The sequence below is a fragment of the Halorientalis marina genome (assembly GCF_023028345.1).
Lineage (GTDB): Archaea > Halobacteriota > Halobacteria > Halobacteriales > Haloarculaceae > Halorientalis > Halorientalis marina.
Genome location: NZ_CP095487.1, coordinates 3384509 through 3397019, shown reverse-complemented (window position 1 = coordinate 3397019; position 12511 = coordinate 3384509). Strand labels below are relative to the sequence as shown.

At 68.7% G+C, this 12511-nt stretch carries 14 protein-coding genes; 10 read left to right on the top strand and 4 right to left on the bottom strand.

The window, feature by feature from the left end; all coding sequences use genetic code 11:
- Positions 1 to 17: 17 nt before the first annotated feature.
- Complete coding sequence (locus tag MUG96_RS17590) at positions 18 to 1118, top strand: aminopeptidase (RefSeq protein WP_246984856.1); 1101 nt, start codon at positions 18 to 20, stop codon at positions 1116 to 1118.
- 243 nt (positions 1119 to 1361) lie between these two features.
- Here MUG96_RS17590 and MUG96_RS17585 read toward each other — a convergent pair whose 3' ends face one another.
- A complete protein-coding gene (locus MUG96_RS17585) occupies positions 1362 to 1703 on the bottom strand; it encodes a hypothetical protein (RefSeq protein ID WP_246984855.1) in 342 nt (113 codons plus the stop codon).
- Between the two features lie 281 nt (positions 1704 to 1984).
- On the opposite strand from MUG96_RS17585, the gene rpl18a reads away from it, so the two are divergent.
- The 4 genes from rpl18a (at position 1985) to MUG96_RS17565 (ending at position 5241) form a co-directional block, all read left to right on the top strand.
- The gene (gene rpl18a / locus MUG96_RS17580) at positions 1985 to 2158 is read left to right on the top strand and encodes a 50S ribosomal protein L18Ae (protein WP_246984854.1); all 174 of its coding nucleotides are present in this window, start codon (positions 1985 to 1987) and stop codon (positions 2156 to 2158) included.
- On the top strand, positions 2155 to 2619 hold the full coding sequence (gene pfdA, locus MUG96_RS17575) for a prefoldin subunit alpha (RefSeq protein ID WP_246984853.1): 465 nt from the start codon (positions 2155 to 2157) through the stop codon (positions 2617 to 2619). The genes rpl18a and pfdA overlap by 4 nt, the downstream gene beginning before the upstream one ends.
- Positions 2620 to 2625: 6 nt before the next feature.
- Positions 2626 to 3741, top strand: a complete 1116-nt coding sequence (gene ftsY, locus MUG96_RS17570) for a signal recognition particle-docking protein FtsY (protein WP_246984852.1) — start codon at positions 2626 to 2628, stop codon at positions 3739 to 3741.
- Positions 3742 to 3825: 84 nt separating this feature from the next.
- On the top strand, positions 3826 to 5241 hold the full coding sequence (locus MUG96_RS17565) for a signal recognition particle protein Srp54 (RefSeq protein WP_246984850.1): 1416 nt from the start codon (positions 3826 to 3828) through the stop codon (positions 5239 to 5241).
- Between the two features lie 181 nt (positions 5242 to 5422).
- Here MUG96_RS17565 and MUG96_RS17560 read toward each other — a convergent pair whose 3' ends face one another.
- Complete coding sequence (locus MUG96_RS17560; RefSeq protein ID WP_246984848.1) at positions 5423 to 5635, bottom strand: YgaP-like transmembrane domain; 213 nt, start codon at positions 5633 to 5635, stop codon at positions 5423 to 5425.
- Between the two features lie 48 nt (positions 5636 to 5683).
- Entirely contained in the window at positions 5684 to 6694 is a 1011-nt protein-coding gene (locus tag MUG96_RS17555) for an NAD(P)-dependent alcohol dehydrogenase (RefSeq protein WP_246984846.1), read from the bottom strand.
- A 125-nt stretch (positions 6695 to 6819) separates the two neighbouring features.
- On the opposite strand from MUG96_RS17555, the gene MUG96_RS17550 reads away from it, so the two are divergent.
- From MUG96_RS17550 to MUG96_RS17540, 3 genes are read left to right on the top strand one after another with little or no spacing between them, the layout of a single operon-like run.
- Complete coding sequence (locus MUG96_RS17550) at positions 6820 to 7398, top strand: magnesium transporter (protein WP_246984844.1); 579 nt, start codon at positions 6820 to 6822, stop codon at positions 7396 to 7398.
- Entirely contained in the window at positions 7399 to 7956 is a 558-nt protein-coding gene (locus MUG96_RS17545) for a magnesium transporter (RefSeq protein WP_246984843.1), read from the top strand.
- A gap of 59 nt (positions 7957 to 8015) precedes the next feature.
- On the top strand, positions 8016 to 9065 hold the full coding sequence (locus MUG96_RS17540) for a nucleoside recognition protein (RefSeq protein ID WP_246984840.1): 1050 nt from the start codon (positions 8016 to 8018) through the stop codon (positions 9063 to 9065).
- 271 nt (positions 9066 to 9336) lie between these two features.
- On the opposite strand, the gene MUG96_RS17535 is transcribed toward MUG96_RS17540, so the two are convergent.
- Complete coding sequence (locus MUG96_RS17535; protein ID WP_246984837.1) at positions 9337 to 10233, bottom strand: CBS domain-containing protein; 897 nt, start codon at positions 10231 to 10233, stop codon at positions 9337 to 9339.
- 143 nt (positions 10234 to 10376) lie between these two features.
- Here MUG96_RS17535 and MUG96_RS17530 point away from each other — a divergent pair, with 143 nt between their 5' ends.
- Together MUG96_RS17530 and MUG96_RS17525 are read left to right on the top strand one after the other, a co-directional pair.
- On the top strand, positions 10377 to 11339 hold the full coding sequence (locus MUG96_RS17530; RefSeq protein ID WP_246984835.1) for a lamin tail domain-containing protein: 963 nt from the start codon (positions 10377 to 10379) through the stop codon (positions 11337 to 11339).
- A 64-nt stretch (positions 11340 to 11403) separates the two neighbouring features.
- Positions 11404 to 12501, top strand: coding sequence for a molybdopterin-dependent oxidoreductase (locus MUG96_RS17525; protein WP_246984833.1), 1098 nt, complete (start codon positions 11404 to 11406; stop codon positions 12499 to 12501).
- Positions 12502 to 12511 lie beyond the last annotated feature (10 nt).

Genomic DNA, 12511 nt, shown 5'->3' with positions numbered 1-12511 from the left:
CACCCTTCCCCACTGGCATGGACCCACGTGTTCGCGAACACGCGCAGATCCTCGCCGACGCGGTCGACCTGGGTGAGGGCGACGACCTGATCATCAAGACCGAACCGGTCGCCGACGACCTGCTCGTCGCTGTCTACGAGATCGCGGGCGACCGCGGCGCCAACCCCGTCGCCGTCCGGACGAATCGGAGCGGGCGGGCGATTCGGGGCTACCTCCGGGCCGCAGACGAGGCCGACGTCGAGTTCGAGACGCCCGGTCACGAGCAGGCCCTCGTCGAGGAAGCGGACTGTCACATCATCATCCGGGCAAACGAGAACGTCACGGAACTCTCGGACGTGGACGGTGACGTGAACACCGAGTACGACAAGGCCCACAGCCCGATCCTCGACGAGCGGCTGTCGGACCCGTGGACGCTCACCCAGCATCCGACGCCCGCCAACGCCCAGCTCGCTGAGATGAGCACGGCGGCCTACGAGAACTTCGTCTACGACGCGATGCTCAAAGACTGGGACGAACAGCGGGAGTTCCAGTCGAACATGGTCGACATCCTCAACGACGGCGAGGAGGTCCGCATCGTCTCCGGGGACACCACGGACGTGACGATGTCCATCGCGGGCAACATCGCCATCAACGACACGAACAAGCACAACATTCCCGGCGGCGAGGTGTTCACCGCGCCCGTCCCCGAGTCCGTCGAGGGCGAAGTCCTGTTCGACAAGCCGGTCTACCAGCGCGGGCAGGAGGTGCTGGACGCCCGCCTCGCCTTCGAGGACGGCGAGGTGGTCGACCACGGCGCCTCGAAGAACGAGGACGTGCTGACCTCCATCCTCGAAACCGACCCCGGCGCGCGCCGGCTTGGCGAACTCGGTATCGGGATGAACCGCGACATCGACCGCTTCACGTACAACATGCTGTTCGACGAGAAGATGGGCGACACCGTCCACATGGCGGTGGGGCGGGCCTACGAGGCTAACGTCGGCGAGGACAACGAGCAAAACGAGAGCGCCCAGCACGTGGACATGATCGTCGACATGAGCGAGGACTCGCGCATCGAGGTCGACGGTGAGGTCGTTCAGCGGAACGGGACGTTCCGGTTCGAAGACGGTTTCGAGGAGTAGCGACCGAACGCGAGCGGAGTGAGCGTTCGGCCTTTTTCATCGACGTTTTTGCCGCGAGCGGTGCGCCGGAGGCGCACCCGAGCGGGAAAAAGGTCGGAGGTGGACGGCGAGGTCGTCCAGCGGAACGGGACGTTCCGGTTCGAAGAGGGGTTCGAGGAATAGGACCGACTGCGAGCGAAGCGAGCCGTGAGTACGGCTTCGAGGAGTAGGGACCGGCCGCGAACGAAACGGGGCAGGGAACCGCTAGTCGGTTTTGGATCTCTCCCTCGCGGCGGCAACGGACTGCTGTGTTGCGTAGAAGCCTATCGCGTACACCCCGAATGCGAACGGCCCGACGGCGAAGATGCCGATCGAGAACAGCCCGACGGAGAACACTCCGACGGAGAATACCCCGACCGAGAACATCCCCGCGGAGAGAACACCGACACTGAAGTTCCCTGCAGCGAGGAATCCGACCGCCCACTGTCCGGCAGCGAGCACTTCGTATCCTGCAATCGTTTCGATACCCGCCAGCGTCAACGCTAACGCGAGCGCTAACAGGCCGAGCGCTACGAGACCGCCGATGTCCTGCCACTCTATTCCCATATCGGAAAATTCGACGGACATCGTATTACTGTTCGTTACATTCCAACTCACGGAGAATATCCGCCCAACTTTTAACGCGTGTGGTGCCTGCTTGCGCGGCCGACGATGTCGCCGCCGGGTGGCTACTACTGGACACCGTTTTCAGGACTCGTGGCCGCCATCTGGCCCGCTTCTCCGACACGCGCTGCCGTTTTTCCGGGGATCGGTTCGCCGAGGGCGAACCGGACGGAGTGAAAACGGAGGTCGGTACATTCTTCCCCGTCGCTCTCGCACTCATGTGTATGACTGAATTTACCATCAGTGGCCGCTGGCAGTCACGCGACGGCTGGGAGACGTTCGAAAAGACGCTGGAGGCACCGAACGAGGATGTCGCCCGTGAGCACACCTACTCCGAGTTCGGCTCGAAACACGGGCTGAAGCGCACGCAGGTCGAGATCAGCGAGGTGGGCGCATGAGCCTCGGTGGTGGCGGTGGCGGTCAGCTTCAGCAGCTCGCCGAGGAGATTCAGGCCATCGAAGAGCAGGTCGAAGGCCTGGAGGGCGAGATCGACGAGCTCCAGAACGAGAAGATGGAGATCGACGAGGCCGTCGAGGCCCTCGAAACGCTCGACTCCGGCGACACCGTGCAGGTGCCGCTGGGTGGTGACGCGTACGTCCGCGCGGAAGTCCAGGACATCGACGAGATCATCGTGAGCCTCGGCGGCGGCTACGCGGCCGAACGCGAGCAGGACGGCGCCATCGACACGCTGGAGAACAAGAAAGAGACCATCGACGACCGGATCGACGACATCCGATCCGACATCGCCGAGCTCGAGTCCGAGAGCGAGGAACTCGAACAGCAGGCCCAGCAGATGCAACAGCAGCAGATGCAACAGCAGATGTCCCAGATGCAGGGGCAGGAAGGCGACGACGAATAAGGGGCCATGTTCGACGGACTGAAAGACAAGCTGAACAGCTTCAAGGAGGACGTCGAGGAGGAAGCCGAGGTCGAGGAGGTCGACCCCGAGGACCGCGACGACCCGGACGCGGCACCGCCGGAGAGCGACGCGGCCGACGCCGCGCCCGCGGACACGGAGGACGGGACGAGCGACGGCGAACCGGCCGAGGCGGCGCCCGCGGGTGAGGGCGGCGAGAGCGACACCGACCGTGGCCTGCTCGGGCGGGCGAAACTCGCCGCGACGGGGAAGACCGTCATCGAGGAGGAAGACCTCGAAACGCCGCTTGACGAACTCGAACTCGCGCTCCTCTCGTCGGACGTGGAGATGAACGTCGCCCAGGAGATCCTGCGCGGCATCCGCGAGAACCTGATCGGGGAGACTCGCGCGCAGGTGAAACAGACGGGCCACGTCGTCGAGGACGCGCTCCACGACGCGCTGGTGGACGTCATCAGCGTCGGCCAGTTCGACTTCGACGAACGCATCGCCGAGGCCGACAAACCCGTGACGATGGTGTTCACGGGCGTCAACGGCGTCGGCAAGACGACGACCATCGCCAAGCTCTCCCGGTATCTGGAGGAGCGGGGCTATTCGACGGTGCTGGCGAACGGCGACACCTACCGCGCCGGCGCCAACGAACAGCTCCAGAAACACGCCGACAACCTGGACCGGAAGCTCATCTCCCACGAGCAGGGGTCGGACCCGGCGGCGGTCATCTACGACGCCGTCGAGTACGCCGAGGCCAACGACGTGGACGTGGTGCTCGGCGACACGGCCGGGCGCCTGCACACGAGCAACGACCTGATGGACCAGCTCGAGAAGATCGACCGCGTCATCGAGCCGGACATGACGATCTTCGTCGACGAGGCGGTCGCGGGCCAGGACGCGGTCAACCGGGCACGCGAGTTCGACGACGCCGCGGCCATCGACGGCGCGGTGCTGACGAAAGCCGACGCGGACCCGCAGGGCGGCGCGGCGATCTCCATCGCCCACGTCACCGGGAAGCCGATCCTCTTTCTTGGGACCGGCCAGGACTACGACGACCTCGTGCGGTTCGACCCCGAGGTCATCGTCGACCGCCTGCTCGGCCACGACGCGGACTGAGCGGCCGGTTCCCGGCCGGCTTTTTCAGGCTCCGCGACGGAAAAAGGCTTTACCGCCTGCACGGACTATTCACGGTAACTGACTATGGTACTCGACAATCTGGGGAGTTCGCTCCGTGGGACACTCGACGACCTCCGGGGGAAGTCCCGGCTGAGCGAGGACGACATCGACGACGTCGTCAAGGAGATCCAGCGGTCGCTGCTCCAGGCCGACGTGGACACGAGCCTGGTGATGGACCTCTCGGACTCGATCGAGAGCCGGGCGCTGGACGAAGAACCGCCGAAGGGCACCTCCGCGCGGGACCACGTCCTCCGCATCGTCTACGAGGAGATGGTCGATCTGGTCGGCGACTCCACGGAGCTACCCCTGGAGCCCCAGACCATCATGCTCGCCGGCCTCTACGGGTCGGGGAAGACCACCACCGCCGCCAAGATGGCGTGGTGGTTCTCGAAGAAGGGACTCCGTCCGGCCGTGATCCAGACCGACACCGACCGCCCCGGCGCCTACGACCAGGCCAAGCAGATGGCCGAAAACGCCGAGGTGGACTTCTACGGCGACCCCGACGCCGACGACCCCGTCGAAATCGCCGAGGCCGGCCTCGAAGCCACGGCCGAGGCCGACGTGCGCATCGTCGACACCGCCGGTCGTGACGGCCTCAACGAGGAACTCATCGAGCAGATCGAGCGCATCGACGCGGCCGTCAGGCCCGACCGCAATCTGCTCGTCATCGACGCCGCGATGGGCCAGTCCGCCAAGGACCAGGCCCAGGAGTTCGAGGAGTCCATCGGCATCGACGGCGTCGCCATCACCAAACTCGACGGGACGGCGAAAGGTGGCGGCGCACTCGCGGCCGTCAACGAGACCGGTTCCTCCATCGCCTTCCTCGGGACCGGCGAGACCGTCAAGGACATCGAGCGGTTCGAGCCCTCCGGGTTCATCTCCCGCCTGCTCGGGATGGGCGACCTCAAACAGCTCACCGAGCGCGTCGAGCGCGCGATGGAGGAGACCCAGGAGGAAGAAGAGGACTGGGACCCCGAGAACATGCTGGAGGGCGAGTTCACCCTCAAGGACATGCGCCACCAGATGAACGCGATGAACAAGATGGGGCCGCTCGACCAGGTGATGGACATGATCCCCGGGATGGGCGGCGGGATGATGGACCAGCTCCCCGACGACGCCATGGACGTGACCAAAGACCGGATGCGCCGGTTCGAGGTCGTCATGGACTCGATGACCGAGGACGAACTCGAGAACCCCCGCTCCATCGGCGCCGACCAGGTCCGCCGCGTCGCCCGCGGCTCGGGCACCGACGAGGACACCGTCCGCGAACTGCTCGAACAGCACAAGATGATGGCCCGCACCCTCGACCAGTTCGGCAACATGGGCGACGGCGACATGGAGCGCATGATGAAGAAGATGCAACAGGGCGAGGGCGGCATGGGCGGCATGGGCGGTATGGGCGGCGGTCCGGGCGGCCCGGGTGGTCCGTTCGGCGACTAAATTTTTACTTCGGGGGGTGTCCTCGCTCCCTGCGGTCGCTGCGGGCACCTCCCTCGCAAAAATTTAGTATAAAAACGGCTGCTGGCTCACGGCGTCGCCGTTCGCCAGCAGTGAACCGCGCTCGCTTCGCTCGCGCGGACGCTTCCGTTCCCACCGCGGCCGCACTGCACCGCCCACTCCGTCACTCCTCGCCGGTCGTGTCGATGCCGAGCGTCTTGTTCAGGCCACAGAAACACGTCGTGGCGTTGAATCCGGCGCCGAGCGCGGCCAGGCCTACGAGCAGCCCCTTCGAGCGGTTCCCCTGTTTGAGCGCGCTGACCGCGACGACCGTCAGGACGACGGCCAGCGCGGCGCGACCGATGCGGTCGAGTCCGCCGACGTTCTTTTCCGGCATACCCGACCCTTCGCTAGAGAGACACTTAGAACCGGAGGCCGCGGCAAGTCAGGGGGTGAACACGGCTCGGCCCGCCACGCCGCCGGCTTCCAGGCGGTCGTAGGTGGCCGCGAGGTCGTCGAACCCGACGGTTTCGGTCGTCACCTCCAGGCGGCCGGCGTCGGCCAGCGCCAGCACGTCCCGGAGCTGGTTGATCGACCCCCAGAAGACGTTGGTGACGGCGATCTCGGCGCCGACGAGGGGGTTGAACGCCACCTCGTAGCTCCCGTCGCCGATGCCGACGACGTAGAGGCGTCCGCCCGTGTCGAGGACGTTCCCACACCACTGGAGGGTGTCGTCGTCGCCGACGAAGTCGATGGCGACGGCCGCCTCGCCGCCGGCCGCGTCGCGAATCGCGCTGGGGACGGTCCCTGTGCTCGCGTCGACGGTGGCGTCCGCACCGAGGTCGTCGGCGAGGGCGAGTTTGTCGGGATCGACGTCGACGGCGACGACCCTGGCGCCGGTCATCGCGGCGAACTGGACGCCGAACTGGCCGAGGCCGCCGACGCCGACACAGACGACGGTATCGGCCGGGCCGAGGTGGTCGCGTGCGCGGTCGACGGCGCGGTAGGGCGTGAGCGCGGCGTCGGTCAGCGGCGCGGCGGCGACGGGGTCGAGGCCGGGTGCGGGCAGGACGTAGCGGGGGTCGGGGACGCGGAGGTACTCCGCGAGGCCGCCGTCGGCGCCGATGCCACACCACTCCAGGACGTTGCAGAGCTGGTCCTCGCCGCGGGTACAGGCCCGACAGTCGCCACAGCCCCAGCCGCCGTAGACGACGACCGGGGTGCCCGGCGCGGGGTCGTCGACGCCGGCGCCGGTCTCGACGACGGTGCCGGCGACCTCGTGGCCGAGCGTGACCGGCGTCGGGACGGGCAACTCCCCGGACAGGAGGTGGAGATCGGAGTGACAGAGCCCGCAGGCACCGACCTCGACGAGCAGTTCGCCGGGGCCGGGGTCGGGACGCGGGACTGACTCGACGACGAGCCCTTCCTCTGGACCGTGGAAGCGTGCCGCTTGCATGGTCACCGTGAGGGGCGGCTGTGGCTTGGGTGCTGTCCCGAAAGGGTCAGGCTCTTTTCAGGTGCTGTCGGTCGGACGGCCGTCACGCGTCCCTTTTTTGATGCGGCCGGTCGTGGGTTCTCTCGATGACGATCCGGGAGGTCGCCGTCGACGCCTATCGCGAGGGACTGCCCGCGCTGGGTGCGAGCGTCGTCGGCGGCCTGCTGGCGGGCGTCGTCCTCGGCGGAATGCGGTCGGAGTTCGCGGCGGTGCCCGGCCTGCTCGTGCTCGTGCCCGCGCTGCTGGCGACGCGGGGGAACGTCTACGGCTCGCTGGGCGCGCGGCTCGCGACCGCGCTCCACCAGGGGCTGATCGCGCCGCGGGTCCGGACCGACGACGACCGCCTCCAGCGTGCCGTGGCGGCGGCGGTCGCGAGCGGCCTGCTCGCCAGCGCGTTCGCCGCGGTCGCGGCCGTCCTCGTCCTGACAGCGCTCGGCCAGCAGGTCGCGCCGGTCACGACGCTCGTGGCAATCGCGTTGCTCGCGGGACTCATGTCCGGCGTCGCGCTGTCGGCGACGGTCGTGCTGGTCGTGTTCGCGGGGTATCGCCGCGGGTACAATCCCGACACGCTCGTCGGCCCCATCGTCACGACGGCGGGGGACGTCTTCGGCGTGACCTTTCTGCTCTTTGCGGTGCGGGCGGTCCTGTGGGTGGGAGGGGCGTAGATGACGACGGACTGGACCGTTCGGGCGATCATGCGCGCGGCGCTGCCGGTCCTGCTCGTGTTGACGCTGGTCGAGATCGGGAGCGGCCTCGTCCTCGGGAGCTTCGAGTCGGACCTGCTGCGGTATCCGACGCTGCTCGTGCTGGTCCCGGTCACCATCGGGACGGCGGGGAACCTCGGGAGCGTGCTGGCCGCGCGGCTCTCGACTGCCTTCCACCTCGGGACGCTCTCCTTTGCCCCGGACGACGACCTGCTGGCGGGGAACGCGGTCGCGACGGTGGTTCTGGCGCTGACGGTGTTTCCGGTCATCGGCGTCGGCGCGTGGGTGCTGACGAGCCTGACCGTCGGCGCGGTGCTCGCGCCCGGGACGGTGTTGCTCGTTGCTGTCGTCAGCGGGGCCGCGCTGGCGGTCGTCGCCGTCGTCGTGACGGCCGTGGCGACCTACTGGGCGTACCGCTTCGAGCTGGACCCCGACGACGTGGTGATTCCGGTCGTGACGAACGTCTGTGACGTGCTGGGCGTCGTCGTCCTCTTCGTGGTCGCCCAGCTGGTCCTCTGAGGAGACGGACTCGCCGGGATAGTCAGGGCTTTGACCGGCAGGCCCGTAGCGGCGACCGAATGGCCGCGACGCTGGGGTCCGTCCTGAGCGAGGTCCTGGTCCGGGTCGGGAAGATCACGGTCTTTCTCGCGCTCGGGGTGGGGCTGGCGAACGTCGCCATCGCGTTCGGCGCCGTCGACCGCATCGCCGCCCTCGCGAAGCCGCTGACCGGCCCCGCGAACCTCCCCACCGAGGTCGGGACCGCCATCCTGACGACGACGGCCTCGCCGACCGCGGGCTACGGGATGCTCGCGGAGTTCCGCGAGGCGGGGATGCTCGACGACCGCGCGACGCTCGTGGCCGTCACGATGAACACCTTCTTCGGCTTCGCCCAGCACATCTTCACCTTCTATGCCCCCGTACTGATCCCCATCCTCGGGCTGGAGGTCGGCCTCCTGTACGTCGGCGCGCGGGCGCTGATCGCGCTCGCGATCACGCTGGTCGGTATCCTCGCCGGCGCGCTCCTGCTCTCGGAGGCGAACGTCGACTACGACGCCGACATCCAGCCACACGCCGAGGTGGCCGATGAGGGTGAACCGGGCGGTGCGTCGACCGACGGCGGTTCCGCGAGCGAAGCGAGCGGGGTTTCGTCCGACGGCGGCGACCTGACCACGCGCGAGAAGTTCCGCGAGGCCGGGCGGAACACGGTCGAGAAGATACGTGACATCCTCCCGCGGCTGGTGGTCATCTACATCGTCGTCGCGGTGCTCGTGGCCCGCTACGACCTGACGGAGCTGACGGCGGCGGCGGACCCGCTGGCGGCGGTGCTCGGCCTGCCGGGGGCGGCGGTGCCGACCATCGCGGTGTTCGCCATCGACACGACCAACGGCGCGGTGTTCATCGCGCCGTTCGTCGAGAACGGGACGTTCACGCCCCGGCAGGCGGTGGCGACGATGCTCGTCGGGGGGATCGTCTCCTTCGCCGTCACGACGTTCAAACGCTCCATTCCCTTCCAGTACGGCATCTGGGGAGCGGAGTTCGGGAGCAAGGTCATCGTGGTGAACACGGCGCTGAAGGTCGTGTTCATCGGCATCGCGGTGGCGCTGTTGCTCGTGCCCTTGCCGCTGTGAGGGGCCGAAGAAACGAGTGCCGTCCTACAGGGCGTGGCCGGCGACGGGTGACTCTTTGGTGACGATCTCGGTCCGGTGGCACGCGTCACAGGAGTACTCGCTCAGTTTCGTCGTCTGGTCGTTCAGGGCCATCCGTTCGCCGCATCGGGGGCAGCGCATTATAATTGTATAAGGTAGGGGGGTGACCTTAGTTCTTTGTATCTGATAGGTGTGTGAGTGTCTAGCACGTTAAATCGTGATGAAAAATCGGGAACGGGTGGGGAGTTGCGACTCAGGCGCTGTCGGGGATGGCGTCGGCGAGGACGACGGCTTCGCCGTCGATGACCTGGTCGCCCGACTCGGTGACGACGGAGGTGGTGAGGCGGTAGCGTTCGTTGCCGAGGTCCTCGACGACCTCGCAGACGGCGGTGGCACGACTCCCGATGGGGCTGGGGCCGAGGTAGCTGGTGTCCTGTGAGAGGTAGACGATGAGGCCGGGCAGGCGGGCGATGGCGGCGGAGATGAGGCCGCCGACGAGCGTTCCGTGGACTATGGGCTCGCCGAAACGCGTCCCGGCGGCGTACTCGGCGTCGAGATGGAGGCGGTTGGTGTCGCCGCTGGCCTCGGCGAAGGCCTCGACGTCGTCCTGGGTCAACTCCTTGCTGAACCGCACCACGTCACCGATGTCGATGTGATCGGAGCGGGCGCCGACGCTCTCGAACTCCCAGCCGTCGCGCTCGTAGGCCGTGTCGACCCGTTCGCGCGTGCGGCGGTCCCCCGCCGCCGGCTGCTCGGACTCCCGGCGGGACAGGTGCGGGAGGTAGTACGAGAGGTCGGTCGTAGTGACGATGCCGACCAGATCGTCACCGTCGAGCACGGGGAGTTTCTTGATCCGGTGGGTCCGAAGCAGTTCCACGGCGAGTTCGAGGGAGTCCGCCACGTCGACGGTGATGACGGGCGCGCTCATGCAGTCGGTAGCGGTCACCTCGCCGACGTCGCGTTCCTGTGCGACCAGTCGCGCCATGTCCGACTCCGTGACCATCCCGACCGGTTCGCCGTCGCGGACGACGACGAGCGAGCCGATCCCCTCCTCGTGGAGCCGTTTCGCGACCGTGACGGCGGCCACGTCGGGACCGATGGTCTCTACCGTGTCGTTCATGACCTCCCTGATCGTGACGGGGGCGAGCATCGGTTACCGAACCCACGACGGGCCCCCGCGTAGGTCTTTGGGTAGCTACATCGCGTGGCATCGTCCGGGCCGTGCTGTCGGCGGGACCCACCCTCCGACCCGCCGGCCACGGACGCTAAGTGGCCGCCGCCCCTGGCCGGGGTATGGACCGCCCGCTCGCCGCGCTCGCACTCACGTTGCTGGCTCTCACCGCGCTCGCGGGCTGTGCGGACCTCGCGGACCCCGGCGGCGACCTCGACGGGACCGACGGCGCCCGCAACGGCACCACGCTCGCGGCCGACTACCGCGTGACCGTCACGGGCGTCATCGACGGCGACACCGTCCGGATTCGCTTCCAGAACGGGTCGACCGACACCGTCCGCCTGCTCGGCGTCGACACGCCCGAGACCAACGCCGAGAACAGCCCCGACGAGTTCGAGGGCGTCCCCGACACCGCCGCTGGCCGGGAGTGTCTCGGTGCTGCCGGTCGCGAGGCCACCCGCTTCGCCACCGACCAACTGCTCGGCGAGACCGTCTCCCTCCGGCTCGACGCGGAGTCCGACACGCGGGGCTACTACGACCGCCTACTCGCCTACGTCGTCGTCGACGGGGCGAACTTCAACCACCGGCTCGTCGCCCGCGGCTACGCCCGCGTCTACGACAGCACCTTCACCGAGTCCGACCGCTTCTACGACGCCGAGTCGGCGGCCCAGGAAAACGGCACGCGGGTCTGGGCCTGCCGGACGCCCGGCGCGGTCACCGCGACCGCCACGGTGACCGCCAGCGAGAGCGGCCTCACTGTCGCGACCGTCAACGCCGACGCCGCCGGCCGGGACGGTGAGAACCTGAACGACGAGTACGTCGTCTTCGAGAACCGCGGCGACGACCGGCTCGACCTCTCGGGGTGGACGGTGACCGACGAGGCCGACCACCGCTACACGGTCCCGACCGGCGTCGCGCTCGCACCCGGCGACCGCCTGACCCTCCACACCGGCAGCGGCACCGACACCGCGGCCGACCTGTACTGGGGACGTGGCTCGCCGGTCTGGAACAACGACGGCGACACGGTGACCGTCCGGGACGCCAGCGGGGCTGTCGTCGTCCAGCGGTCGTACGCGGGGTCCTGATCCGTCGGAGCCGGCCCCACGTCTCGGCGTCGGAATCAAGCCCGTCGAGTCCCAAAGACGGACGATGGCCGACCGCCGCCGGCGGCTGGAACCGCCGCCACGTCTCGTCGACTGGTCCATCCTCGCCCTCGTCGCGTTCGAGGTCGGGTCGGGACTGGTGAGTCTCACGGTCGGCACGCCCGACGGCGCGTGGCTCTTCACTCTCCACGCGCTCGCGGGCCTGACGCTCGTGGGTCTGCTCGGCTGGAAGTTCCGCCGGGTCCGCCGCCGCGTGACCGACCGCTCGCTGTGGGACGGCGCCACGCCCGTCTCCATCCTGCTGGGGACGCTGGCCGTCGCCGCGCTCGCCACCGGCGTCTACTGGACGCTCTCGGGCCCGGTCTGGGTGCTCGCGTGGCCGCTTTTGACCGTCCACATGGCGCTCGGCCTGCTCGTCGTTCCCGTCCTCGCGTGGCACCTCCGGCACCGCTTTCGCCTCCCGACCCGCCGGGACGTCGAGGGCCGCCGGACCGCGCTCCAGTACACCGCACTGCTCGGCGGCGGCGCGCTGGCCTGGCGGGCACAGGAGGCCGTCGGCGACGCCCTCGGCCGCGAGCGGCGGTTCACCGGCTCCAAGGAGGAGGGCAGCGGCGACGGCAACGACTTCCCGGTCACCTCGTGGGTCGCCGACGACCCCGACCCGGTCGACACCGGCGACTGGGCGCTGACCGTCGACGGCGAGGTCGAGCGCGCCCTCGAACTCGACTACGCGGCCGTGACGCCCGGCCCGGCCGACGCCGATGGGGCGGACGCGCCCATCGACGCCACCGACGAGCGAGCCCTGCTGGACTGCACGAGCGGCTGGTACTCCGAACACGACTGGCGGGGCGTCCGCGTCGGCGACCTGCTCGACGAGGCGGGGGCCACCGACCGCGCCCGCTGGGTCCGATTCGAGTCCGTCACCGGCTACCGCTGGAGCCTGCCCGTCGCGGAGGCCCGGGACGCGCTGCTGGCGACCCACGTCGACGGCGACCGCCTCTCGCACGGCCACGGGGCACCGCTCCGCCTCGTTGCACCCGGGCGCCGCGGCTTCCAGTGGGTCAAGTGGGTGACTCGCATCGAGGTGCGCCGCCGGCAGGACCTCGGCCAGTGGCTCGCCGTGTTCGTCAGCGGCCTGGACTGACACCCGCGAT